The sequence below is a fragment of the Streptomyces sp. NPDC017520 genome (assembly GCF_044329855.1).
GTDB lineage: Bacteria > Actinomycetota > Actinomycetes > Streptomycetales > Streptomycetaceae > Streptomyces.
Map to the genome: position 1 here is coordinate 235,350 of NZ_JBIRKB010000003.1, position 22,839 is coordinate 258,188.

Annotated in this window: 23 protein-coding genes; 11 read left to right on the plus strand and 12 right to left on the minus strand. The window is 73.2% G+C overall.

Annotated features, from left to right (window positions below; all coding sequences use genetic code 11):
• The first annotated feature begins 114 nt into the window (after positions 1 to 114).
• From ACH4KB_RS08865 to ACH4KB_RS08880, 4 genes are all read left to right on the plus strand, one after another.
• On the plus strand, positions 115 to 1,740 hold the full coding sequence (locus ACH4KB_RS08865) for an endonuclease/exonuclease/phosphatase family protein (RefSeq protein ID WP_398065066.1): 1,626 nt from the start codon (positions 115 to 117) through the stop codon (positions 1,738 to 1,740).
• 141 nt (positions 1,741 to 1,881) lie between these two features.
• Positions 1,882 to 2,124 (plus strand): hypothetical protein, encoded by a 243-nt coding sequence (locus tag ACH4KB_RS08870; RefSeq protein ID WP_398065068.1) that lies wholly within the window; start codon positions 1,882 to 1,884, stop codon positions 2,122 to 2,124.
• The gene (locus ACH4KB_RS08875; RefSeq protein ID WP_398065069.1) at positions 2,114 to 2,350 is read left to right on the plus strand and encodes a hypothetical protein; all 237 of its coding nucleotides are present in this window, start codon (positions 2,114 to 2,116) and stop codon (positions 2,348 to 2,350) included. Before ACH4KB_RS08870 ends, ACH4KB_RS08875 begins: the two co-directional genes overlap by 11 nt.
• A gap of 83 nt (positions 2,351 to 2,433) precedes the next feature.
• Positions 2,434 to 3,099, plus strand: coding sequence for a hypothetical protein (locus ACH4KB_RS08880; protein ID WP_398065071.1), 666 nt, complete (start codon positions 2,434 to 2,436; stop codon positions 3,097 to 3,099).
• 101 nt (positions 3,100 to 3,200) lie between these two features.
• Here the strand turns inward: ACH4KB_RS08880 and ACH4KB_RS08885 are convergent, their stop codons facing one another.
• Positions 3,201 to 3,554 (minus strand): PRC-barrel domain-containing protein, encoded by a 354-nt coding sequence (locus ACH4KB_RS08885; protein ID WP_398065073.1) that lies wholly within the window; start codon positions 3,552 to 3,554, stop codon positions 3,201 to 3,203.
• Positions 3,555 to 3,764: 210 nt separating this feature from the next.
• The gene (locus ACH4KB_RS08890; protein WP_047178003.1) at positions 3,765 to 3,935 is read right to left on the minus strand and encodes a DUF5670 family protein; all 171 of its coding nucleotides are present in this window, start codon (positions 3,933 to 3,935) and stop codon (positions 3,765 to 3,767) included.
• A gap of 234 nt (positions 3,936 to 4,169) precedes the next feature.
• Here ACH4KB_RS08890 and ACH4KB_RS08895 point away from each other — a divergent pair, with 234 nt between their 5' ends.
• Entirely contained in the window at positions 4,170 to 4,784 is a 615-nt protein-coding gene (locus ACH4KB_RS08895; protein ID WP_398065075.1) for a Uma2 family endonuclease, read from the plus strand.
• Here ACH4KB_RS08895 and ACH4KB_RS08900 read toward each other — a convergent pair.
• From ACH4KB_RS08900 to ACH4KB_RS08920, 5 genes are all read right to left on the minus strand, one after another.
• Entirely contained in the window at positions 4,781 to 5,431 is a 651-nt protein-coding gene (locus tag ACH4KB_RS08900; protein ID WP_398065076.1) for an NADPH-dependent F420 reductase, read from the minus strand. The genes ACH4KB_RS08895 and ACH4KB_RS08900 overlap by 4 nt on opposite strands.
• Before the next feature lie 127 nt (positions 5,432 to 5,558).
• Positions 5,559 to 5,894, minus strand: coding sequence for a helix-turn-helix domain-containing protein (locus tag ACH4KB_RS08905; protein ID WP_398065078.1), 336 nt, complete (start codon positions 5,892 to 5,894; stop codon positions 5,559 to 5,561).
• 296 nt (positions 5,895 to 6,190) lie between these two features.
• Positions 6,191 to 7,822 carry a PTS transporter subunit EIIC gene (locus ACH4KB_RS08910; protein WP_398065080.1) on the minus strand — a complete coding sequence of 544 codons (1,632 nt, stop codon included), beginning with the start codon at positions 7,820 to 7,822 and terminating at the stop codon, positions 6,191 to 6,193.
• Between the two features lie 64 nt (positions 7,823 to 7,886).
• Positions 7,887 to 8,942, minus strand: a complete 1,056-nt coding sequence (gene murQ, locus ACH4KB_RS08915) for an N-acetylmuramic acid 6-phosphate etherase (RefSeq protein ID WP_398065082.1) — start codon at positions 8,940 to 8,942, stop codon at positions 7,887 to 7,889.
• An 85-nt stretch (positions 8,943 to 9,027) separates the two neighbouring features.
• A complete protein-coding gene (locus tag ACH4KB_RS08920) occupies positions 9,028 to 9,945 on the minus strand; it encodes a MurR/RpiR family transcriptional regulator (RefSeq protein ID WP_398065084.1) in 918 nt (305 codons plus the stop codon).
• Between the two features lie 155 nt (positions 9,946 to 10,100).
• On the opposite strand from ACH4KB_RS08920, the gene ACH4KB_RS08925 reads away from it, so the two are divergent.
• Together ACH4KB_RS08925 and ACH4KB_RS08930 are read left to right on the plus strand one after the other, a co-directional pair.
• The gene (locus ACH4KB_RS08925; protein ID WP_398065086.1) at positions 10,101 to 10,472 is read left to right on the plus strand and encodes a hypothetical protein; all 372 of its coding nucleotides are present in this window, start codon (positions 10,101 to 10,103) and stop codon (positions 10,470 to 10,472) included.
• The gene (locus tag ACH4KB_RS08930) at positions 10,469 to 10,750 is read left to right on the plus strand and encodes a DUF4031 domain-containing protein (protein ID WP_398065088.1); all 282 of its coding nucleotides are present in this window, start codon (positions 10,469 to 10,471) and stop codon (positions 10,748 to 10,750) included. Before ACH4KB_RS08925 ends, ACH4KB_RS08930 begins: the two co-directional genes overlap by 4 nt.
• On the opposite strand, the gene ACH4KB_RS08935 is transcribed toward ACH4KB_RS08930, so the two are convergent.
• The 3 genes from ACH4KB_RS08935 to ACH4KB_RS08945 all read right to left on the minus strand — a co-directional run bounded on the left by ACH4KB_RS08935 (position 10,683) and on the right by ACH4KB_RS08945 (position 14,403).
• Entirely contained in the window at positions 10,683 to 11,957 is a 1,275-nt protein-coding gene (locus ACH4KB_RS08935) for a Cmx/CmrA family chloramphenicol efflux MFS transporter (protein ID WP_398065614.1), read from the minus strand. The two genes, ACH4KB_RS08930 and ACH4KB_RS08935, sit on opposite strands and share 68 nt — an antisense overlap.
• A 191-nt stretch (positions 11,958 to 12,148) precedes the next feature.
• On the minus strand, positions 12,149 to 13,384 hold the full coding sequence (locus ACH4KB_RS08940) for a PQQ-binding-like beta-propeller repeat protein (RefSeq protein ID WP_398065089.1): 1,236 nt from the start codon (positions 13,382 to 13,384) through the stop codon (positions 12,149 to 12,151).
• Positions 13,385 to 13,611: 227 nt separating this feature from the next.
• Positions 13,612 to 14,403, minus strand: a complete 792-nt coding sequence (locus tag ACH4KB_RS08945) for a hypothetical protein (protein ID WP_398065091.1) — start codon at positions 14,401 to 14,403, stop codon at positions 13,612 to 13,614.
• 175 nt (positions 14,404 to 14,578) lie between these two features.
• Here ACH4KB_RS08945 and ACH4KB_RS08950 point away from each other — a divergent pair, with 175 nt between their 5' ends.
• From ACH4KB_RS08950 to ACH4KB_RS08960, 3 genes are all read left to right on the plus strand, one after another.
• Positions 14,579 to 15,328, plus strand: coding sequence for a LamB/YcsF family protein (locus tag ACH4KB_RS08950; protein ID WP_398065615.1), 750 nt, complete (start codon positions 14,579 to 14,581; stop codon positions 15,326 to 15,328).
• Positions 15,329 to 15,471: 143 nt separating this feature from the next.
• A complete protein-coding gene (locus ACH4KB_RS08955) occupies positions 15,472 to 16,317 on the plus strand; it encodes an allophanate hydrolase subunit 1 (RefSeq protein ID WP_398065616.1) in 846 nt (281 codons plus the stop codon).
• Positions 16,314 to 17,189, plus strand: coding sequence for a biotin-dependent carboxyltransferase family protein (locus tag ACH4KB_RS08960; RefSeq protein ID WP_398065093.1), 876 nt, complete (start codon positions 16,314 to 16,316; stop codon positions 17,187 to 17,189). Before ACH4KB_RS08955 ends, ACH4KB_RS08960 begins: the two co-directional genes overlap by 4 nt.
• Positions 17,190 to 17,243: 54 nt before the next feature.
• On the opposite strand, the gene ACH4KB_RS08965 is transcribed toward ACH4KB_RS08960, so the two are convergent.
• Positions 17,244 to 19,553 (minus strand): heavy metal translocating P-type ATPase, encoded by a 2,310-nt coding sequence (locus ACH4KB_RS08965; RefSeq protein WP_398065095.1) that lies wholly within the window; start codon positions 19,551 to 19,553, stop codon positions 17,244 to 17,246.
• A gap of 294 nt (positions 19,554 to 19,847) precedes the next feature.
• Here ACH4KB_RS08965 and ACH4KB_RS08970 point away from each other — a divergent pair, with 294 nt between their 5' ends.
• The gene (locus tag ACH4KB_RS08970; protein ID WP_398065097.1) at positions 19,848 to 20,537 is read left to right on the plus strand and encodes a copper homeostasis protein CutC; all 690 of its coding nucleotides are present in this window, start codon (positions 19,848 to 19,850) and stop codon (positions 20,535 to 20,537) included.
• A gap of 75 nt (positions 20,538 to 20,612) precedes the next feature.
• Here the strand turns inward: ACH4KB_RS08970 and ACH4KB_RS08975 are convergent, their stop codons facing one another.
• Positions 20,613 to 22,703, minus strand: a complete 2,091-nt coding sequence (locus ACH4KB_RS08975; protein WP_398065099.1) for a HelD family protein — start codon at positions 22,701 to 22,703, stop codon at positions 20,613 to 20,615.
• Between the last annotated feature and the right edge of the window lie 136 nt (positions 22,704 to 22,839).

Genomic DNA, 22,839 nt, shown 5'->3' on the forward strand with positions numbered 1-22,839 from the left:
GGCCTTCTACGATGACCGTCCATTGCTTCACATGATCATCACATCTGAGGATGGGGACCCTTGAGAGCTCTAGGAAGAGTCCGCGGTAGCGTGGCAGCCCGGTTGACTGTCGGGTTGGCTCTGCTCGTGGGCATGGTGGCGGGCAGCCGGCACGAGGTGGTGGCCGAGCCGGCACCCCCACCGCCGGTGCGTACCGTCTCGTACAACGCGTGCGGCGCGCACACCTGCCAGAACACCGTGGACAGCGCCGACACCTGGGCGGCGAAGTTCCATTCGCGGATGAACGCCGAGGGTGGTCCCGCCGATGTGATCGCTCTGCAGGAGATGTGCACGGGCCAGTACGAGGCCCTGCGGAAGGTGCTGGTCGGCTACACCGCGCACTGGGCCGGCGAGCAGGAGCCCGCGGGCTGCGGGCGGTGGGGCGGCAGCTCGCTGAAATTCGGGCAGGCGCTGTTCGTCAAGGGAGTGGCCGCGGACTTCACTTCGTACCAGGCCCTCGCCAACCCCACCGAGACCTCCGTACCGCAGCAGCGGTGGATGCTGTGCCTCAAGGGGCCGGTCGGCGGCCGGACCACCCTCGCCTGCGGCACCCATCTGGCTACCTCGCTGCCGTTGAATGGGACGCCGGTGGTGCTCGGGAACCTGGAGCGGTGGGCGGCGGGTGCGCCTGCCCTGATCACCGGCGACTTCAACGCTATACCCAGCCACGCCGCGCTCGTGCCGATGCGGGCCGGGCTGTGCGGCACGGGCCCGTTCGTCGAGGCGGACGCCGGGAGGAACGCCCCGACCGCCTGGGCGGCGGCGGCCCCGTTCGCCTACCGGCTCAAGTACGACCACGCCTTCTTCGGCAGCCGGGACTTCACGGAGCTGAGGGCCAGGACCGCCGACATCGACCTGACGCCGGGCGAGGACCACAAGCTGGTGTGGGCGGAGGCGAAGCCGCTGGCGCGGACCGCCCCGCAGGTCCCGGGTGACCTGACCGGTGACCTCTGCCCCGACATGCTCGCCGTCCGCAAGGACGACACCCTCCGCCTGTACCCCGGGACCGGCCGGGGCGCCTTCGGCTCCCCGCGCGTGATCGGCAGCGGGCCCGAGTGGAACGGCGCGGTGGTCAGCCACCGCGGGGACTGGGACGGCGACGGTGACGAGGATGTGATCGCCCGTAAGGGCGATCAGCTGCTGCTCCACCGCAACACGGGTACGGGCGACCTCGAACCGGGTGTCGTGATGAAGGTGTCCGAGACCGGCTGGGCCCATGCCTCACCGGTCGCGGCGGGCGACATCGACGGGGACGGAGGCCCCGACGTCCTGGCTACCAGCGCCACCGGCCTCTGGCTCCACCGGGGACGGGTGGCGGCGGACGGCGGCTGGCTGTCCTTCAGCGCCGTCAGGATCGGTACGGCGGAGTGGAAGGACCACGAGGTCCTCGTCCCCGGTGACACGAACGGGGACGGCACGGCGGAGATCTGGGCCCGCGACACCGCGGGGAGCATCAGGCAGTACAGCTACGACAGCGGTACGAAGGCCGTGGGCGCCCCCACGATGCTCGGTGACCTCCCGAGGGCGTCACGCCCGCTGGCGCTGTCCCTCGGCGACGCCGACGGCGACGGGCACGCCGACCTCTGGTCCACGACATCGGCCGCCGATCTCGTTTTCCACCCGGGCGGAACAGCGTTTGCGGAGACCGGCGGGGGGACGGTGGGGACCGGCGGCTGGGGCTACTTCTCCGGGCTGGGCTGATCACCCGTCGGCATCGGCCGCTGCGGTCTCTCCGGACCACTCCGCAGCGGCCGGTTGCCAGAACTGCGCCTCTTCCGGGCCAACTGCGCGTTGGACACGCTGGGTATGCATGGCCATCACTCAGAGTGGAAGGTGTGCGGCATGGAAGCGATGGAGCGGCGCAGGGCGGCGGCGGACCGTGTGCGGGTCGCGGAGGACGTCGTGGAGCAGCTGAAGGAAGGGCTTGCGGAGTGCGGGGTGAAACTGCCGTCCCTGCGGATCGATCCGGTCTCGTGTGCGGGTGACGAACCGGCGCCCCTGGTCGACCTGGGCCGCTGCAACATCGACACCGCGTTGCGGCTGTGCGAGGTGCTGGCGGAGAAGGAGAGCGGACATGACGGATGAGGGGCATGAGCCGGGTGCGCCCGAGGCGGGCGGGTTCGCCGTGGACGCGCGGGACGGGCGGGTCGGCCGGGTGACGGGCCGCGCCGGGCCGAACGTGCGGCTGCGGCCGCCCGGCGGCGGGCCGGAGTGGGAGTGCCCGCCGGAGGCGGTGCGTCCGGCGTCACCGGGGGTGGTGCTGCGGGCCCGGGTGGCGGAGATCAACAGGGAAGGACAGCTGCCGCGTTGAGGCCGGCCGGGGGTGGCCGCCAGGGCATGCTTCGAAAGTCCCGCCTGCTCGGCGACCGGGCGGACAGCCCTTAGGCTGCCCCGATGACCGGTGACGAGGGAGTACGGGCGGGAGCGCGGGCGGCACGCCGTCTGGCGGAGCTGGGCGTGTGCGAGTTGGCGCCGGGGCTGGACGACGCGGAGTTCGACCGGATCGAGGCGGAGTACGGCATCGTGTTCCCCGACGACCACCGGGCCTTCCTGGCGGCCGCGCTGCCGGTGGGCCGGGCGGAGCCGCCGGAGGAGGGCGAGTCCCCGCGGAACCCGTGGACCGACTGGCGGGACGGCGACCCGGCCCTCATCCGGGAGCGGCTGGAATGGCCGGTCGACGGGCTGCTGTTGTCAGTGGCGAACGGCTCCTGGCTTCCCGGCGGCCGGTGGGGGCCGCGCCCGGTGGACGCGGCGGAGGCCGTCGCGGCGGCGCGGGCCGCGCTCGCCTCCGTACCGGGGCTGATCCCGCTCTACTCGCACCGGTACCTGCCGTCGCGGGGGACGGGAGGCGCGGCGGAGGTGTGGCCGGAGGTGGCGGCGCACGGCAGCCCGGTGCTCTCGGTGGTCGGCAGCGACACCATCCACTACGGGCGGAACCTGGAGACGTGGGTGGAGCTGGAGTTCGCGGAGTGGGACGACGACGAGCCGGAGGCCGCGGAGCGGTGGCAGACGTCGGCGGCCGGTGACCGTGTGCCGTTCTGGTCGGACCTGGTGGGCTGAGGGCCGGCCCTCGGACCACGGTGGCGCGCTCGCACGTGAGGCGGCGGGGCCGACCCCTCCTCGGGGCCGGGCCCGCCGCCGTTCGGGGGGCGTACGCCGGGTCACATGATGCGGTACGCCAGGTAGTACGCGGACAGTCGCTCGTGGTAGCCCGGGTCGTCGGCCTGCCGGTGGCGGTCGAACTCCGGGGAGTCCTTGACCTGTTCCCGGGTGAGGTCGACGTAGACCTTCCGCTCCTCGGCGTCGATGCGCTTCACCGTGCCCGCGGGCAGCAGGACGTCCTTGCCGAAGATCCAGACTCCGGTGTCGACGAGCAGGTAGGCCGAACCCACCTCGTCGGAGTACTTGTCGACCTTTCCGATACTGCCGTCGGTGGCCTCGACCGAATAGCCGGTCAGATCGGCGCCCACGGTGTGACCGCTCGACGGCTGATAACCCCACAGAGAGTCGCTCATTGTGGCTCCTTTCGCGAAGATCGCCCAGCGCAGTTGCTCAGCGCAGTCGCCGAGCGCAGTCGCCCAGCGCATTCGTGTCGCGGTGCGGCGTTCAATTCATTGATCTGTCACCGAACGATATTTCCGCTGAACTCCGTGTGCCCGGGGGAGGGGGGCGTACACCTGACCGGCATCCGCCGCTGGTCAGCGGCGGATGCCGGTCAGAAGCGACTACCAGCGGTACCACCGGCCCCGTCGGCCGCCGCTCGCGGCGGGACGGACGAAGAATCCTATGAGCCACAGCACCAGGACGATCACGGCTATCCACCAGAGAGCCTTGACCGCGAAACCCACACCGAAGAGAACCAGGGCGAGCAGAAGAACGAGAAGCAGGGGAACCATGATGATCAACCTCCGGAAATTCGGGTTCCCGCTTACTTTTCTCCTACACATGGAAGGTGTCGATGAACTTCCCCGACCGGGCGGAGGGGCGGGGCGCGGGCCACCCGTGGCCGACGGTCGCCGCGCGTTTTCCTGTGCGGTCCACTCGTTCGTGGGACGCTGGGAGGAACGGCGGACAGCCGTGAAACCCCCGATCTAGCCTCCTCGGCAAGGCCACGGAAGAAGGGACCCGCGATGACCGCAGCGTTCGTCGAGAACGGCCAGGCTTCGGATCGGCGCGCGTGGGACTACCTGCTGCAGACATGGCGTGAACTGGACGTGCCCGAGGGGTGGCGCGCCGAGATCGACGAGGGGCAGATCGTCTTGGTACCACCGCCGCACGCGCATCACAACGGCATCGCCGCGAAGGTGCAGCGCAGGCTCTACGCGACGCTGCCCGAGGACCTGGAGATCTACCAGACCCTCGGCGTGCACGTCGCCCCGCTCGGCAAGCTGTACGTCCCCGATCTGGTCGTCATGCCGACCGAGCTGATCGCGGCAGCCGATCCGGAGGTCAGCGATCCGATGGACGCCTCGGAGGCCTTGCTCGTCGTCGAGATCACCTCGCGGGGGAACGCGCGGGAGGACCGCACGAAGAAGTACCGCGCGTATGCCCGCGCGGGAGTCCCGATGTACCTGCTGATCGACCGGTTCGACACCCGGGGGCCGATGGTCACGTTGTTCACGGAACCGAACGAGGACGGCACGTACAAGCACACGGACGCGGTGCCGTTCGGCAAGCCGCTGGCCGTGCCGTCCCCGTTCGACGTGCAGCTGATGACGGGGGAGTTCCCGGGGCCCGCCGTCTAGGCGGTGTCCGGCTGGAGGGCGCCCGCCGACGGGCGGGTGACCACCTTGATGTTGAAGGTGTGGGACCCCACCCCGCCCGCGATGCCCATGAAGAGGAACGCGAAGTGCTCCTGGCCGCGCGCCGTGGTGATGCCGCCGATGTCGAGCTGGGCGGACTCCGGCCACCCGAGGTCCGTGAGCAGCCGGCCGGTGGTGCGCTTGGCCTCGGCGTCGTCGCCGGAGAGGAACACCGTGCCCGGCTCGGTGAGTTCGCCCGGGGTGGTCATGGTGGTGGAGTCCATCGTGCAGAGCGTCTTGACGACGTGAGTCAGTGGGAACGCCTCCTGGATCAGTTCGCCCAGGCTGCTGTTGGGGTGGGTGAGCGCGCTGAAGTCGTCGGAGAGGCTGACGCCGACGTCGATCAGCAGTGTGCCGGCCAGCGCCGGGGATCCGATGGAGTGCAGCAGGTCCACGGAGACCCCGCCAGGAGTGGCGTTGACGAGCACCTCCGCGTGTGCGGCCGTCTCGTCGAGGCCGGCGACGGGCAGTCCGAGGCCGGTGCGTTCTTCGGGCCGACGTGATCCGAGGAGGACGTCGTGTCCTGCGGCGCGCCAGCCGTGGGCCAGGGCGCGGGCGACATTTCCGGTACCGAGAAGTCCTATACGCATGGGGGAGACGCTAGCCAGCGGACCCCTGGGGCGTATCGGGCTGGAGACCGGGGCGGGGCGGTCCCTGAGGCGTAGTCCGCAGGACGCCCCTGTGCAGAGGACGGGTCCGGTACTTGCTCCGCGCCGGTCAGGCCGCTGTACGGGCCACGAAGGCCACCTCTTCCTGTTCCTCGTCGAGAGAGATGCTGAGGGAGGCGTCCAGGGCGAGCGCCAGCCGCCGGAGCAGGAGCAGGGTGGGCACCGCGTCGGCGCCCTCGATGCGGGAGATCTTCGCCTGGGTCAGTCCCGCGCGCTCGGCGACATCGTTCTGGGACAGGCCGAGTTCCTTACGGCGGTCGTACGCCGCCTTGGCGAAGGCCATGGCGAGCCGGACTTCCGCGCGCTCGGCGCGGGTCTCCTCGGACTCGCTGAGCCCGGGGGCGAGCCCCTGTTCACGCTTCAGCTTCCAGCGGCTGTGGTTCATGAGGTCTCCCTGCTCTCTCCGCGTGTGTACGTCGTGTGGGCCGGGCCTTGCTCGGCCTCGCATCGAGCCCGGGCCTGCACTGCTCGATCCACCTGGACCGACTCTCGCATCCGAGTCCTACGAAAGACGGTGAGAAGCACGATGCGGCGTTCCGAGGCGAACCAGTACGTGATTCTTGTGGCCTCGCCGTTCAGTGTTGGCCGAAGCTCGTAGCAGGACGCCCCCGGCCCGCCCGCCGGGACGGGCGGGAGAACCGAGGGCGGGCCGGAGCCAGGGGCCAGGGGACGAGGGCGAGGTCAGACTCCCGCCGGGGCCTTGGCCGGGGAGGCGCCGGGGTCCGTGCCGTCGGAGTCGGAGTCGGAACCGGAGTCGGAATCGGAGTCGGGGCCGGAGTCGCTATCGGAGTCGGGGCCGGCGGGGGTGGCCGGAGGTGTGGCCGGGTGGGTGTTGCCCGTGGCGGCGACCGTGGACGGGGCCGGTTCCTGGGAGACGTTGAACTCGGCCAGCAGGTCCTTGCCGAAGCCGAAGAAGTACGTCGCGACGAACCCGGCGACATAGCCGACGAGCAGGCCGCCCGCGTAGATCGCGATCGTCGAGGCGAGACCGTGGTTGCCGTCGAGGAGGGGGAACAGGGCCCAGCCGGACGGGCCGATGGCCGTCGAGCCGACCGTGTCGCCGAGCTGGTTGAACAGGCCGACGAAGCCCGCGCCGAACGCGCCGCCGACGCACGCCGTGACGAACGGGCGGCCGAGCGGGAGCGAGACGCCGTAGATCAGCGGTTCGCCCACGCCCAGCAGGCCTGCAGGGAGCGCGGACTTGATGGTGCGGCGGATCGACTCGTTGCGGGGGAGGCGGAAGTAGACGGCCACGGCCGCGCCCACCTGGCCCGCACCGGCCATCGCGAGGATCGGGAGCAGGACCGTGAAGCCCTGCTGCTCGATGAGCGTGGTGTGGATCGGGATCAGCGCCTGGTGCAGGCCCAGCATCACCAGGGGCAGGAACAGGCCGCCGAGCACGAAGCCCGCGCCCGCGCCGCCGTTGGACAGCAGCCAGTCGGCGAACGTGCCGATCGCGGAGGACACCTCGCCCGCCACGTACATCAGGCCGAAGATCGTCACCAGGCCGGAGACCAGCACCGTGAGGGTCGGGGTGACCAGGACGTCCAGCGCCTCCGGCACCCACCGGCGGCACCACTTCTCCACGTACACGGCGAGGACCGCCGCGCCCAGCGCGCCGAGCACACCGCCCTGGCCCGGGGAGAGCGTCTGGCCGAAGGCGTCGATGTTCGCGACGCCCGGGAAGACGATGATCGCCGCCACCGCACCGCCCAGGATCGGCGTGCCGCCGAACTCCTTCGCCGTGTTGTAGCCCACGAACACCGCGATCAGCGCCATGAAGCCGGACGCCATCGCCGCCAGCGCGGGTGTCACGGCGGGCAGCCACTGGAGGTTCACCAGCAGGCCGTTGAGGCCCGCGATGATCCCGCACCCGATGAGCGCCGGGATCAGCGGCACGAAGATGTTGGCGATCTTGCGCAGGAACAGCTTGAACGGGGTGGCGTTCTTCGCCTTCCGCTGGGCCTTGATCGCCGCGCCCTGGGCCGCCAGCTCCTCGGCGGAGACGGGGGCCGCACCGGGCGCGGGTGCCGGTTCCGGTGCGGTCTCGCGGGCCTCGTCGACCAGCTGCTCGAACTCCGGGGTGACCCGGGCGACGGTGCCCGGACCCAGCACGATCTGGTACGTGTCGTCCTCGACGACGCCCATGACGGCGGGCAGGGCCTTCAGCGCCTCGTCGTCGACGAGGGACCGGTCGTGCAGACCGAGGCGGAGCCGGGTCATGCAGTGGGCGATGGAGGCGACGTTCGCCCCGCCGCCGACGAGCGGCAGGATCGCGGCGGCGGTGGCGCGGTTCTTGTCTTCTGTGGCCATGGTGCTTGGTGCCTTGCTGTGCGGGGGGTGGGGCGGAGTACCCGGGTGGGTCGGCCCGGGCGGGTCAGGTGGTGCGTACGGCCGTGAGGGCGGCGCGGAGGTGGCCGTCCGCCTCGGTGAGGCGGGTGGCGGCGGTGGGGCCGTCGACCTGGCCGAGGATGACGAGGATCGCGTTCTTGACCTCGCCGTCGGTGGCGGCGAGCGCGGCCTCGATCTCGGCGTCGGACGCGCCGGTGGCCAGGGAGACGATGTGCCGGGAGCGGGCCCGCAGCTTCTCGTTGGAGGCGCGGACGTCGACCATGAGATTCCCGTACGTCTTGCCGAGCCGGATCATCGTGATCGTCGAGATCATGTTGAGGACGAGCTTCTGGGCCGTGCCCGCCTTCAGCCGGGTCGAGCCGGTGAGCAGCTCGGGGCCGGTGACGACCTCCAGGCCGTGTTCGGCGGCGGCGCCGAGCGCGGAGCCGGCGTTGCAGGAGAGCCCGATGGTCAGGGCGCCCTGTGCGCGGGCGTGCTCGACGGCGCCGATCGCGTACGGCGTGCGGCCGGAGGCGGAGATGCCGACCACCGTGTCGTCGGCGCTCAGCTTCAGCCCGTCGAGGTCGGCGGCGGCCAGCTCCTTGCTGTCCTCCGCGCCCTCGACGGCCGTGACCATGGCGGAGGGGCCGCCCGCGATCAGGCCGATGACCTCGGACGGGTCGGTGTTGAAGGTGGGCGGGCACTCGCTGGCGTCCAGCACTCCGAGACGGCCCGCCGTTCCCGCGCCCGCGTAGATCAGGCGGCCGCCGCGGGCCATGCGCTCGGCGGTGGCGTCGATGGCCGCGGCGATCTGCGGCAGCCGCTCGGCGACGGCGGCCGGGACGGTGGCGTCCTCGCCGTTCATGATCCGCGCGATCTCCCGCGTGGACTGCCGGTCGATCTCGGCCAGCTCGGGGCGGAACGCCTCGGTGGTGAGGGTGGCCAGCTGGGCGCGGAGTTCGCCGTAGGTCTCGGCGGAGCCGGTGGGGCCGGTCGGGGCGGTGGAGCCGGTGGGGTCCGTGGGGCTGGTGGAGCCGGTGGGGCTCGTGGGACCGGTGGTGGCGCCGGGGGTGTCGGTGTTCGCGTCGGTGGTGGAGGTCATGAGGTGCGGCTCAGCTTTCTCGGTGTTCTCGGTCTCGTACGCGTACGGGTGGTGCGGGCCCTGGCAGCGGTCGTGGCCGGGGCCGTCAGCGGGTGCGCGGGTTGTGGCGGTGGGCGAGCGCCTCGTAGGAGGCGGCCAGGGCGGGCGCGGCGGTCTCGTACGTCCGCTGCGCGACGCCTATGAACAGGCAGTCCACGACGAGCAGCTGGCTGGTGCGGCTCGACATGGCGGCGGGGCGCAGCTCGCTCTCGCGCGCGGTGGAGGTGGTCAGCACGTGGTCCGCGTACTGCGTCACGGGCCCGTCGGGCCGTCCGGTGATCGCGATCGTCGTCGCCCCGCGGTCGAAGGCGACCCGCAGCGGTTCGATGACGTCGCCGGTGGAGCCGGAGTGCGTGATCGCGATGGCCACGTCGCCGGCGCGCAGCTGCACGGCGTTGGTCACCGCGAGGTGCGGGTCCATGTGGGCGTGGGCGATCAGCCCGATCCGGAGCAGCTTCTGCGCCAGGTCCTGGCCGACGAGGGAGGACGCGCCGACGCCGTAGACGTCGATGCGGCGGGCGGTCGACGCGGCGGCGACGGCGGCCCCCAGCGTGACGGTGTCGAGCCCGGCGGCGGTGTCGGCGAGGGTCTGCTGCTCGTCGTAGGCGAGCTTGGCGACCACGTCGGCGATCGGGTCGTCCACCGCGATGTCGGCGGTGACGGCGGGGGCCCGGCCGGACTCCTGGTGCGCGGCGAGGCCGGCCAGCGCGAGGCGCAGATCCCGGTAGCCGGGGTAGCCGAGGAGCCGCGCGGTGCGGACGACGGTGGCCTCACTGGTGCCGGTGAGCTCGGCGAGACCGGTGACGGTGAGGGCGGCGCACCCTGCGGGGTCGCCGGCCACGGCTTCGGCGACCAGCTGCATCGAGCGGGTCATGGAGGGGGCGAGGGTCCGGACCTTGGCGGCGAGGGCCGCGGGGGCCGGCGGGGAGTCGCCGCTGAAAATTTCCTTCACGTCACTGGTCACATCTGAAAGATATTTTCAACCCCGGGGTCCGTCAACCCCTCTTTGGTCCTTACCTCTGGCAGGGCCGCCACCGGCTCCCGCGGTGCCGCCAGGGCCGCCCCGGCCGGGGCGGCACCCCGGCCGGGGCCTTTCGCGCGCGGGCGCACAATGGGGACATGGAGTTGAACCGCCTGGAGCAGGCCCTGCACACCGCCCGCGCGCTCGTCGTGGCCGACCTGGCGGCGGGCGGCGTCGCCGAGGCGGACGTCGTCTCGCTGGTCGAGGACGCGGTGACGCATCGCCGCTGGTGGGTGGAGCAGTGGCCCGAGGGGGCGGAGTTCGTGGCCGGTCTCGTCGCCCAGGACGTGCAGGACGCGCTGCTGGAGCGGTACGGGCGGTGGCCGCTGTGCCCCGCGTGCTCGGAGGAGGAGGAGCCGCACGCACTGGACGTGGAGCCGGAGCTCGGGCCCGACCCGCACTGGGTGTGCACCAAGGCTGCCGTGGCGGTGGCGCCCGTGGGGGCGCTGGCCGAGGTGCCGCGGCGGTGACGCTCTACATCGACCCGCCCACCTGGCCCGGACACGGCCGCCTCTGGTCGCACCTGGTCAGCGATGTGTCGTTCGAGGAGCTGCACGCCTTCGCCGCCACGATCGGCTGCCCACCGCGCGCCTTCGAACGCGACCACTACGACGTGCCGCAGGCGCACTACGCGGACGCGGTGCGGGCCGGGGCGCGGGAGATCGGTTCGAAGGAGCTGGTCAGGCGCCTGACGGATGCGGGACTGAGGAGGCCGAAGGGGAGGCCGGCGCCGGGCGGTCGTCCTTAGGGGTCCCAGGGGCCGCCGCGTTTTTCGCGATCAGCCGCGAACGCGACCGGCCGCCCTCGCCGCCGCCGCGCTGGAGGTGCATCGCCACCCCCACCGCCGCCAGGGCCAGGGCGGTCATCGCCGCGCCCGCCCACGCCGTGGACGCGAAGCCGAAGTCAAGGTCGATCACCGTGCCGCCGAGCCACGGGCCGCTCGTGTTGCCCAGGTTGAACGCCGCCGTCGTGGTGGCCCCGGCCAGCGTCGGGGCGGCTCCGGCCACGTTGAACATCCGGGCGTTCAGCGCGGGGGCCGTGAAGAAGGCGGACAGGCCCAGCAGGAACGCCAGCGCGATGACCGCGACCTGGCTGGAGGCGAAGAGGGCCAGCGCCACCAGGAACACCGTGGACGCCGTGATGCCGCTCAGCAGCACCCCGAAGAGGTGCGCGTCCGCGACCCGGCCGCCGATCATCGTGCCGATCAGCGCGCCCGCACCGAACAGGCCGAGGATCCACGGCACCCAGCCCGAGTCGAGGCCCGCCACGTCCGTGAGCAGCGGCGCCAGGTAGCTGAACGCGCAGAACACCCCGCCCGCCGCGAGCGCGGTGATCACGATGGCCAGCCAGACCTGCCGGTCCCGGTAGATCGCCAGCTCCCGCTTCAGCTCCGGCTTCTTCTCGGGCAGCGGGATGTACGGGATGCGCGTGGCGACGCCGACCAGGGCCACCGCCGAGGCCGCGCCGACCGCCCAGAACGCCGAACGCCAGCCGAGGTGCTCGCCGAGGAAGGCCCCCAGCGGCACGCCCAGCACGTTCGCCACGGACAGGCCGCCGATCATCACGGCCATGGCCCGCGCCCGCGAGTTCACCGGGACCATCGCGATGGCCACGGCCGCGCCGACCGCCCAGAAACCCGCGCAGGCGAGCGCGCTCACCACCCGGGAGACGAAGAGGATCTCGTACGTCGGGGCCAGCGCCCCGGCGATCTGGCCGAGGCCGAACACCGAGATCAGCGCGATCAGTGTGGTGCGGCGCGGCAGCCGGAGCGTGGCGACGGCCAGCAGCGGGGCGCCGACCACCATGCCGATCGCGAACGCGGATATGAGGAGCCCGGCCTGCGGGATCGACACGTTCATGTCGTCGGCGATGGGCGGGAGCAGGCCCGACAGCATGAACTCGCTGGTGCCGAGTGCGAAGACCGAGAGGCCGAGAATGTATACGGCCAGGGGCATGGGTGCGCGGCGGGAGGGAGAGTCGGGCATGACTCGTCCCAACGCCGGAGAACGCTTGCGCATTCCCGGCGTCGGACGAGGACGCGCCTGTTCACACGCGCTTCACACCCGCGTCACGCGGGAAGGGCGTGCGGCTCACGCGGGAAGGGCGTGCGCGTGCGGCTTACGCGGGAAGGGCGTGCGCGTGCGGCTTACGCGGGAAGGGCGTGCAGCTTCTTGCCGTGCAGGGCGAAGACACGCTTGCCGTCGGTGGCCACCAGCCAGGCGTGGTAGTCGCCGGACTTGTCGTTGAACGTCCAGCGCAGGCCGCCGGCCTTCGCGTCGAAGGCGTGGACGCCGCCCTGCTTGTCGAGGTCGGTGGCCCCGTAGAGGGTGCCGCCCACCTTGACGAACTGCCGGGGCACCTGCCCGCCCGCGTCCTTGAGGGACGTGGACTGCCAGATCTTCTTGCCGCTCCCCGGCTCGACGGCCCACAGCGTCCGGCCGCTGTCCGCGATGTAGAGCACGTCCTCCAGGAGGGTCGGCTCCCGGAAGGTGGTGAACTCCTCGGCCCGCACGGACCACTTCTCGGACCCGTCGGACAGCGCGAAGGCTTGGAGCCGCTGCCCCTGCGGGACGATCACCAGATCCTGGTGGACGACGAACGGCCCGTAGCTCGTCTTCGTCGTCTTCTGTGTCCACACCTGCTTGCCGGTGGCGGTGTCGCGGACCGTGAGGTTGTTCTTGAAGTCGGTGTAGACGAGATAGCGACCCTGTACGGCGGCGTGGACGCCGTTCTGCTGGGTGCCGAGGTCGCGCTGTTCCTTCCAGGCGACCTTGCCCGTGCCGCTGTTCAGCGCGGCGATCACATTGGTGTGGGACGAACCGTCGGGCTCCAGGATCTCGGCGATGACGTACACCTGCTCCGCGTCCACCGCGACCGGCCTCGGCTGCCGGTACTCCTTGCCGAGGCGGCTGCGCCAGGCCTCCTTGCCGGACCCCGGGACGTAGCCGGCGACGCTGCCGTCGTACTTGCCGCTCTCCAGGTACAGGGTGCCGTCGCCGAGCAGCAGCGGCGCCCCGGGCACCGCGCCGTCCGGCAGCGACCACCGCTCCTCGCCGGTCGCGCCGTCGAAGGCGGCCAGCGGATCGCCGCTCGCGATCACCACGCCGTCCACGGCCACGAGCTCGTCGTTGTCCCCGTAGGTCTGCGCCGACGTCGACTTCGTCCACAGCGGCTCGGGGGCCTTGCCGTCCTCGGTCGCCTTCCCGTCCTCGGGGGAGGCGCTGCGCGGTGGCGGTGTGCTGCCTTCGCCGCCCGTCGCGAGCTCGTCCTCGCAACCGGTCAGCCCGGCTCCGAGCGCTGCCATCGTGATCCCGCCGCCGGCCAGTCGCAGTATGCGCCGGCGGGAAGATCTGCCGACCGTCGTGCCGAATCTCTTGGACATGTCGCTGTACCCCCGTGGAGTGGTGTGTGCATCTGCGATGCGAGACGTTAGCGGTCGCCGGGCTTCACGGGCCGGGCCAGGGCGCGACCGGGACGACACCGTGAACGAACCGGAACATTCACCGGTCGGTCGTCACCGGTCGGTCGTCACCGGTCGATCGCCATCGGTCGGTCGTCACCAGGCGATCGTTACTGGTCGGTCGTCATCGGTCGGCGGGGGACTCATGGTCAGCCGGCGCCGGACGATGTCAGCAGCTCCAGCTCCGTCGCCAGGTTGTGCCGGGCCCGCGCCTCCCACGCGGCCGCGCCGTGCGGGGTACGGAACAGTCGCGGCAGGTCGAGGAGTTGCCGCAGCACCGCCGCCCGGCCCTCCCGGAACGCCCCGTCCGGGACGAAGCCGTACTCCTCCCGGACCCGGGCCGCGTACGCCCCGTACTCCTGCGGGCCGCCCGCCAGGACCGCGAGGTCGGCGTCGCACAGCGCCTCGCCGTTGCGGTCGCCGTCCGCCGGGTCGTGCGTGACGGTGAGGCGGACCAGCCGGGCGACCTCCGCCACCACCGTCTCCGGCACCCCCGCCTCGGCCAGCGCCCGCTCGGCGAGGGCGGCGCTGCGCTCCTCGTTCTCCGTCCGGTCGGGCCGGTACACCGCGTCGTGGAACCAGGCCGCGAGGCGTACCGCGTGCACGTCGTCGGCGTGCCCGGCGAGGGTGTCGACGCCGTCCAGGACGGCGGCCAGGTGGGCCGTCGTGTGGTAGCGGCGCTGCGGCTCGGACCAGCGGGCGAGGAGGTTCTCGGCGTACGGCAGCGGATCGGGGCCGTCCGCCCCGGCGCGCGCGGCGAGCAGCGTGTCGTGCCACCGGTCGCGGAGGCCGGCGTCGCGGAGGCCGGCGTCGCGAAGGTTGGCGTCCTGGGAAGAGGCCTCGGAGTGCGAGACCTCGTCGGGGCCGGTGCCGCTGGGGCCGGTGCCGCTGGGGCCGGCGTCGTGGGACGTGGCGTCGTGCGGGCGGGGGCTGTCCGTCATGGGACGACTCTAGGGACTCCAGGGCGGGCGGCTCCAGGACGGTGCGGGACCGCCCGTCCGGCCTTCGGGCCGCAAGCCCGGCCTCCGACCGCAAGCCCGGCCTCCGACCGCCCGTCCGGCCTCCGGACCGCCCCTTGTCGCCCCGCTGGACTGTCATTACCGTGCGCCCGTGATGATGGATCTCAACGCGGATCTCGGCGAGGGCTTCGGCAACTGGACCCTGACCGACGACGACGCGCTCCTCGCCTGTGTCACGAGCGCCAACGTGGCCTGCGGCTTCCACGCGGGCGACGCCTCCGTGATGCGGCGGGTCTGCGACGCGGCGGCGGCCGGCGGGGTAAGGATCGGGGCGCAGGTCTCCTACCGGGACCTGGCCGGCTTCGGGCGCCGGTCCATGGACGTGCCGCCCGCCGAGCTGACCGCCGAGATCGCGTACCAGATAGGCGCGCTGCGGGTCTTCGCGGAGGCCGCCGGGTCCACCGTCTCGTACGTCAAGCCGCACGGCGCGCTCTACAACCGGGCGGTCTGGGACGACGACCAGGCCGCCGCCGTCGTCGCGGGCGTCCGGCTCGCGGGCGGAGACCTGGCCGTGCTCGGACTGCCCGGATCGCGGCTGCTCGACCGTGCGGCCGAGGCCGGACTGCCCGCCGTCCAGGAGGCCTTCGCCGACCGCGCGTACACCCCGCGGGGCACCCTCGTCCCGCGCGGTGAGCCGGGCGCGGTGGTGCACGACCCGGACGACGTCGTACGCCGGAGCGTCGGCATGGCCGTCGAGCGGGCGGTGACCGGGGCGGACGGCAGCCGGATCCCCGTCTCGGCGCGCTCGCTCTGCGTCCACGGGGACACCCCGGGCGCGGCGGCCCTCGCCCGCCGGGTGCGGGCCGCGCTGGAGGAAGCGGGCGTCGAGGTACGGGCGTTCACGTGAGCGCCCCCGGCCCGCGCGACGCCCGCAACGCCGCCGGAGGCGCCCACAGCGCGAGCAGCGTCCCCAGCCCCCGCCCGACCGCCCGCGCCGGCTCCGCACCGGTACGGGTCCTTCCCGCCGGGCCGCACGCGCTCCTCGTCGAGCTGGCCGACGGCGAGCACGCCGAGGCCTTCCACGCCGAGCTGCTCCGCCGCCGCGAGCGCGGTGAACTCCCCGCCGTACGCGAGATCGTCCCGGCCGCCCGCACCGTCCTGATCGACGGGATCTTCGACGGGGGCGGGGCCGGGCCCGGGGCCGGGGCGGGGATCAGGGCGGGGATCGGGGCCGGTGCCGGGGGGCGCACGCCCGGCGCGCGGGACCGTTTCGCCCGGGACCTCGCCTCGTGGCGGGTGGCGCCGCCGCAGCACGAGGAGCGCGCCCCGGTGGAGATCCCCGTCGTCTACGACGGCCCCGACCTGGGCGAGGTCGCCGCGCTCTGGGGCGTCCCGGCCGGGGAGGTGGCCGCCCTGCACTCCCGTACCGCGTTCCGGGTGGCGTTCTGCGGGTTCGCCCCCGGGTTCGGCTATCTCACCGGGCTGCCCGAGCCGTTGCACGTGCCCCGGCGCACGACCCCGCGCACCCGGGTCCCGGCCGGAGCGGTGGCCCTCGCCGGGCCCTACACCGGGGTGTACCCGCGCCCGTCGCCCGGCGGCTGGCAACTCATCGGGCGGATGCCGGACCCGGGGGCCCTGTGGGACCCGGCCCGGGAACCGGCGGCGCTGCTCGCGCCGGGAACGCCGGTCAGATTCGTGCCGGTGAGGGCGGAAGCGCCGCCCGCTCCCCGGGCGGTGGGCGCTTCCCCGGCGGGCGACTCTCGGGTGGGGGCTTCCCCGGCGGGCGACCTCCCGGCGAGCGCTTCCCCGGCGGGCGACTCCCCGGTGGGCGCTTCCCCGGCGGGCGACTCCTCGGTGGGCGACCTCCCGATGGGCGACCTCCCGGTGGGCGCGTGACGCCGCCCGCCGGCTTGCGGCTGTACGTCGTCCGGGCCGGGGCGCTGACCACCGTGCAGGACGCGGGCCGGCCCGGCTGGGCGCACCTCGGGGTCGGGCGCGCCGGGGCGCTGGACGCGCCCGCCGCCCGGCTGGCCAACCGGCTGGTGGGCAACCCGCCGGACGCCGCCGTCCTGGAGACCACGCTCACCGGGTGCGCGGTCCGCCCGGACCGGCCGGTCGTGGCCGTCGTCGGCGGGGCGGGCTGCGGGGTGACGGTCGACGGGCGGCCGGTGGCGTGGGGAGCGCCGGTGCGGGTGCCGGCGGGCGCGGTGCTGGACGCGGGCCCCGCCGTCGACGGTCTCCGCGGCTACCTGGCGTTCGCGGGCGGGCTGGTGCCGGAGCCGGTGCTGGGCAGCCGCTCGGCGGACCTCCTCTCGGGGCTCGGGCCCGCCCCGCTGAGCGAGGGCGACGTGCTCCCGCTGGGCGATCCGGCGTCGGGCGGTCCGCCGCCGCCCGCCGGTCCCGTCCCCTGGCCCGGGGCCCCGGCCGAGCTGGTGCTCCCGGTCCATCCCGGGCCCCGCCACGACTGGTTCACCGGGGCCGCGCACCGTACGTTCCTCACCGCCTCCTACCGGGTCTCCCCGCACAGCAACCGCATCGGGCTGCGCACGGACGGCCCGGCGCTGGAGCGGTCCCGTACGGGGGAACTGCCGAGCGAGGGCATGGTCCTGGGCGCGGTCCAGGTGCCGCCGGACGGCCGGCCCGTCGTCTTCCTCAACGACCATCCGACGACCGGCGGCTATCCGGTCGTCGGCGTCGTCCCCGAAGGGGCCCTCGCCGCGGCGGCGCAGGCGGTCCCGGGAACCCGGCTGCGTTTCGTACGAGCGTGAGCGCGGCGGGTCCCGAAGGTCCCGCCGCGCTCAGGTGCCGTGCCGCCTCGGGCCTCACGCGCCCTTGAAGGTGCGCAGTCGCAGGGAGTTGCCGACCACGAAGACGGAGGAGAAGGCCATCGCCGCTCCGGCGATCATCGGGTTGAGGAGCCCGGCGGCGGCCAGCGGGAGAGCGCCGACGTTGTAGGCGAACGCCCAGAAGAGGTTGGTGCGGATGGTGGAGAGGGTGCGGCGGGAGAGGCGGATCGCGTCGGCGGCGGCGTTGAGGTCGCCGCGGACGAGGGTGAGGTCGCCGGCCTCGATGGCGGCGTCGGTGCCGGTGCCCATCGCGAGGCCGAGGTCGGCCTGGGCGAGGGCCGCGGCGTCGTTGACCCCGTCCCCGACCATCGCGACCGAACGGCCCTCGGCCTGGAGGCGCTTGACCACGTCGACCTTGTCCTGCGGCATGACCTCCGCGTACACCTCGTCGATGCCCACCTCGGCCGCGACCGACTCCGCCACGGCCCGGTTGTCACCGGTGAGGAGGATCGGGGTCAGCCCGAGGGCGCGGAGCCGGCGGACGGCCTCGGCGCTGGTGTCCTTCACCGCGTCGGCGACCTCCAGCACCGCGCGTGCCTCGCCGTCCCAGGCGACGGTGATCGCGGTGCGGCCGGCGGCCTCCGCGGCCTTCTTCGCCTCGGCGAGGTGGTCGGGGAGACGGATCTCCCACTCGGCCAGGAGCTGTTCGCGCCCGACGAGGACGGCGTGGCCCTCGACGACGCCCTGGACGCCGAGTCCGGGGACGTTCTGGAAGTCCTCGGGGGTGGGGAGGGGGCCGGTGGCGCCGGTGGCCGCGGTGGCGACGGCCTGGGCGATGGGGTGTTCGGAGGCGTTCTCCAGGGCTCCGGCCAGCCGCAGGACTTCGGCCTCGGTGGTGGTGCCGGTGGTGTGGGTGGTCTGGAGGGTCATGCGGCCGGTGGTGACGGTGCCGGTCTTGTCGAGGACGATGGTGTCGACGCGGCGGGTGGTCTCCAGGACTTCGGGGCCCTTGATGAGGATGCCGAGCTGGGCGCCGCGGCCGGTGCCGACCATGAGGGCGGTGGGTGTGGCGAGGCCGAGGGCGCACGGGCAGGCGATGATGAGGACGGCGACGGCGGCGGTGAAGGCGGCGGTCAGTCCGGCGTCGTTGCCGAGCCAGAAGCCGAGGGTGCCCAGGGCGAGGGCGATGACGATGGGGACGAAGACGGCGGAGATGCGGTCGGCGAGGCGTTGTGCGGAGGCCTTGCCGTTCTGGGCGTCCTCGACGAGGCGGGCCATGCGGGCGAGCTGGGTGTCGGAGCCGACGCGGGTGGCTTCGACGACGAGGCGGCCTCCGGCGTTGAGGGTGGCTCCCGTGACGGTGTCGCCGACGGTGACCTCGACGGGCACGGACTCACCCGTCAGCATCGAGGCGTCCACGGCGGACGCGCCCTCGACCACGGTCCCGTCCGTCGCGATCTTCTCCCCGGGACGGACCAGGAAACGGTCGCCGACCTGCAACGAGGCGGTCGGGATCGTCGTCTCGACGCCGTCGCGCAGGACGGTGACCTCCTTCGCCCCCAGCTCCATCAGCGCCTTCAGCGCCGCCCCGGCCTTCCGCTTCGAGCGTGCCTCGAAATAGCGCCCGGCGAGGATGAACGCCGTCACCCCGGCCGCGGCCTCCAGGTAGATGTTCGCGGCGCCGTCGCTGCGCGCGATGGTCAGCTCGAAGGGGTGGGTCATCCCGACCATGCCCGCGGTCCCGAAGAACAGCGCCCACAACGACCACAGGAACGCGGCCGACGTGCCGACGGAGATCAGCGTGTCCATCGTCGCCGCGCCGTGCTTCGCGTTGGTCCAGGCGGCCCGGTGGAAGGGCCAGGCGGCGTAGACGACGACCGGTGCGGTCAGCGTCAGGGACAGCCACTGCCAGTAGTCGAACTGGAGGGCCGGGACCATCGCCATCGCGATCACCGGTACGGCGAGGAGGACGGCGGTGATCAGGCGCTGGCGCAGGGAGGTGAGCCCGTCGTCCTCGCTCTCCGCCGCCGCGCCCGCCGGGTCCGTACTCTTGTTCCCGGGGGAGGCGGTGGACGCGGGCGGTGCGGGTGGCCGGGCCGTGTAGCCGGTGGCCTCGACGGTCGCGATCAGGTCCTCGACGGACACGTCGGCGCCCAGGTAGGTGACCTTCGCCTTCTCGGTGGCGTAGTTCACCGTGGCCTCGACGCCGTCCATCCGGTTGAGCTTCTTCTCGATACGGGCCGCGCACGAGGCGCAGGTCATCCCGCCGATCGCGAGCTCGACCGCGGCGGTGTCGGCGGTGGAGCCGGCAGCGGCGGGGGCGGTGGTGGCGGAGTGCGCGGACACGGGGTCCTCCCTGAAGCCGTCTAAATACCCCTAGGGGGTATCTCTTTCTCTCCTCATATATACCCCCCGCCCCTATGAAGTGCAAGGGGTGGCGGTGGCGAATGCGCCCGTTCCGCGCCGGTGTGCGCCCGTTCCGCACCGGTGGGCGCGAGGTTGCGCGTCACCCGTCTGCGGGGCGGGCTCGCGCATCCTCGCGGCCGTGCGTTCAGATAGAGGGCTGCGCTGCCCGTCTACCGACCCGTAGGCTGGCCATTGGACTAGACCTATAGCTGCGTATCGGAGGAATGGGGACCCATGAGCAACCGTGCAGTCCTGGAGGTGATCGCTCTCGACGCGGAGGACGCGGTCGCTGCCCAGGCCGGTGGTGCAGACCGCCTCGAACTGGTCACCGACATGGCCGCCGACGGTCTGACCCCGTCGCGGGAGACCTTCGCGGCGATCAGGTCCGCCGTGGACATCCCGCTGCGCGTGATGCTCAGGGTGGCGGACGGCTTCGCCGCCGGTGACGTCGACGTACTGGTCGGCAAGGCCCGCGAGATGCGGGAGGCGGGAGCCGACGAGTTCGTGTTCGGCTTCCTCGACGGGGAAGGCCACGCCGACCTCGTCGCCGTCGAGCGGCTCGTCGCCGAGCTGGACGGCTGCCGGTGGACGTTCCACCGGGCCATCGACCGGGCCGCCGACCGCGACGCCCTGCGCAAGCAGCTCGCGGACCTGCCCGGCCTCGACACGTTCCTCACGGCGGGCTCGCCGGACGGGGTGGACGCCGGCATCCCGGTGCTCCTGGCCGAGGCGGCCCGTACCGGCGAGCCGGGATACCGGGCGAAGGTCCTGGTCGGCGGCGGTCTCCACCTGAGGCACCTGCCCCGGCTGCGGGCCGCGGGGGTCGACGCCGTCCACATCGGCGGCGCCGCCCGGCCCGGCGGCTGGTCGGCCCCGGTGGAAGCGGCGGCCGTACGGGAGTGGCGCGAGGCGCTGGACGCCTGAGGGACGCCGGGGCGGGGTCGCGGTGGACACGGTGGACAACCCTGGCCACCGCGGTCCCGCCCCGGCGCGGTCCCGCTACACCAGCGCCTGCGGCAACGGCGCCGCGTGCAGCACCGTGAGCCCGGAGACCGCACGGGTCAGCGCCACGTACAGCCGCCGCAGCCCGGTCCGCTCGTCCGGCTCGCCTTCGACCACGGCCGCCGGCTCGTCGAGCACGACGTAGTCGTACTCCAGGCCCTTCGCGAGCGACGCGGGCACCAGCGTCAGCCGGGACGCGGCGGTCGTCTCCTCACCCGGGGAGAGATACGCGTGGCCCGCCGCCGTCAGGGCCGCGCCCAGCGCCGGGATCCGGGCGTCGGCGGCGATCAGCCCGATCGACCCCTCGTGGCGCAACGACTCCTCGCAGGCGGCGACGGTGGCCGCGTCCAGCACCTCCGGGGACGGGATCTCCCGCACCACCAGCGAACCGGGCGACTCACGCACCGACTCCACCGCCGCCAGCCCCGGCGAGATCACGGGCAGCAGCCGGGAGGCGTACGCGATGACCTCGCGCGGCACGCGGAAACCGGCGGTCAGCTCCTCCACCACCGCGTCCGCCTTCCCCAGGTGGAACAGCGCCTCGCCCCAGCTCTCCGTGGACCACGGGGTCGTCCCCTGGGCGAGGTCCCCGAGGACGGTCGCCGAACCGGTCGAGCACCGCCGCCCCACCGCCCGGTACTGCATGGGGGAGAGGTCCTGCGCCTCGTCGAGCACGACATGGCCGAGCGAGTGCGTACGGGCGACGAGGTCCCCCGCCTCGTCGATCAGCACGGCGTCGGCCGCCGACCACTTCGCGGACTTCACACTGCGGGCGGGCTTCGCCCACAGCAGCAGCTTCTGCTCGTCCTCGGTCAGCAGGCCCTCCGCGTGGGCGGCCAGGAACTCCGCGTCGGAGAGCAGCCGCAGCACCAGCTTCGCCGGATCCACGGCGGGCCAGACGGCCTTGACGGCCGCCTTCACCGCGGGATTGCGGGCCACGGTGTTCTGCACCCGGTCGTCGGGGGCCTCCCCGGCCTCCTCCATCCGTACGAGCACGGCGTGCGCGATCCGCTGCGGCAGCGCCTCGTGCGCGGCCCCGTACCGCATGTCGCGGGCCAGCAGCTCGTCGACCATCTCCTGGACCTCGTACGCGGGCACGCGCCAGCGCCGGGACCCGCGCACCACGACGACGGGCTCGACGGGCGGTGTGACGTGCGAGCGGATGGCCCGCCGCAGCACCTCGGCCATCCGGGCGTCGCCCTTGACGACGGCGGTGGCCGCCTCGTCCTCGCCCCGGACCTCGACGCCGGTGCGCACCAGGTCGTCGACGGTGGCCTGCTTCACCGCCAGCTCGCCCAGGGCGGGGAGGACCTGCTCGATGTAGTGCAGGAAGGAACGGTTCGGCCCGATGACGAGGGTGCCGGTGCGGGCGAGCCGCTCGCGGTGCGCGTACAGCAGGTACGCCACCCGGTGCAGGCCGACGGCGGTCTTCCCGGTGCCGGGCCCGCCCTGCACGCAGACGGTCCCGCCGAGGCCACTGCGGACGATCTCGTCCTGCTCGGGCTGGATGGTGGCGACGATGTCGCGCATCGGGCCGACGCGAGGCCGCTCGATCTCCGCCTGGAGAAGCCGGCTGGTGTGCTCGGCCTCCGCCGGGTCGGTGAGGTGCTCGTCCTCGTACGCGGTCAGCTCGCCTGCGGTGTAGCCGAAGCGGCGGCGGAGCCCGACGTCCTGGGGGTTCTTGCGGGACGCCTGGTAGTACGGCTGGGAGACCGGCGCACGCCAGTCGATGACCATGGGGTCGCCGACGGCGTCGTGGACGTGCCGGCGCCCGATGTAGAACCGCTCGCCCTCCGCGCCCTCGGCGACCTCGCCGCCGACGGCGTGCAGATAGTCGAGGCGGCCGAAGAACAGCGGGGTGTGCGAGAGGTCGGCGAGCGCCTTGACGCGGTCGTCGATCTGGGCCTGGAGCACGGCGGCGTTGACCCAGTTCGCGGTGACGTCGCGGATATCGAGGGCCTGCACGTTCTCGCGCATCCCGCGCAGGGCGGCACGGGACGCGGCGAGATGGGCGCGCTCATGCGCCAGGGGGTCGGTGGCGCCGGTGGGATCGGGTGGGGAATCGCTTTCGCTTACGTGCGCGGGCACGGTGTTGCCTCCGGCTCTTCGACGCAGGACGGCGGACCGGACGCGCTGCGGTGCCAGGGCGGCACGCGGAGCGGCGGGGTCCGCTGGGAAGGTACGTATCCGTTGGGTGTCGGCCGGTTTCCGTCCGGTCGGCGGC

Coding starts and splice junctions, on each gene's coding strand:
- ACH4KB_RS08870 (WP_398065068.1), top strand. CDS start 1,882: ATGGAAGCGATGGAGCGGCGCAGGGCGGCGGCGGACCGTGTGCGGGTC.
- ACH4KB_RS08875 (WP_398065069.1), top strand. CDS start 2,114: ATGACGGATGAGGGGCATGAGCCGGGTGCGCCCGAGGCGGGCGGGTTC.
- ACH4KB_RS08880 (WP_398065071.1), top strand. CDS start 2,434: ATGACCGGTGACGAGGGAGTACGGGCGGGAGCGCGGGCGGCACGCCGT.
- ACH4KB_RS08885 (WP_398065073.1), bottom strand. CDS start 3,554: ATGAGCGACTCTCTGTGGGGTTATCAGCCGTCGAGCGGTCACACCGTG.
- ACH4KB_RS08890 (WP_047178003.1), bottom strand. CDS start 3,935: ATGGTTCCCCTGCTTCTCGTTCTTCTGCTCGCCCTGGTTCTCTTCGGT.
- ACH4KB_RS08895 (WP_398065075.1), top strand. CDS start 4,170: ATGACCGCAGCGTTCGTCGAGAACGGCCAGGCTTCGGATCGGCGCGCG.
- ACH4KB_RS08900 (WP_398065076.1), bottom strand. CDS start 5,431: ATGCGTATAGGACTTCTCGGTACCGGAAATGTCGCCCGCGCCCTGGCC.
- ACH4KB_RS08905 (WP_398065078.1), bottom strand. CDS start 5,894: ATGAACCACAGCCGCTGGAAGCTGAAGCGTGAACAGGGGCTCGCCCCC.
- ACH4KB_RS08910 (WP_398065080.1), bottom strand. CDS start 7,822: ATGGCCACAGAAGACAAGAACCGCGCCACCGCCGCCGCGATCCTGCCG.
- murQ (WP_398065082.1), bottom strand. CDS start 8,942: ATGACCTCCACCACCGACGCGAACACCGACACCCCCGGCGCCACCACC.
- ACH4KB_RS08925 (WP_398065086.1), top strand. CDS start 10,101: ATGGAGTTGAACCGCCTGGAGCAGGCCCTGCACACCGCCCGCGCGCTC.
- ACH4KB_RS08935 (WP_398065614.1), bottom strand. CDS start 11,957: ATGCCCCTGGCCGTATACATTCTCGGCCTCTCGGTCTTCGCACTCGGC.
- ACH4KB_RS08940 (WP_398065089.1), bottom strand. CDS start 13,384: ATGTCCAAGAGATTCGGCACGACGGTCGGCAGATCTTCCCGCCGGCGC.
- ACH4KB_RS08945 (WP_398065091.1), bottom strand. CDS start 14,403: ATGACGGACAGCCCCCGCCCGCACGACGCCACGTCCCACGACGCCGGC.
- ACH4KB_RS08950 (WP_398065615.1), top strand. CDS start 14,579: ATGGATCTCAACGCGGATCTCGGCGAGGGCTTCGGCAACTGGACCCTG.
- ACH4KB_RS08970 (WP_398065097.1), top strand. CDS start 19,848: ATGAGCAACCGTGCAGTCCTGGAGGTGATCGCTCTCGACGCGGAGGAC.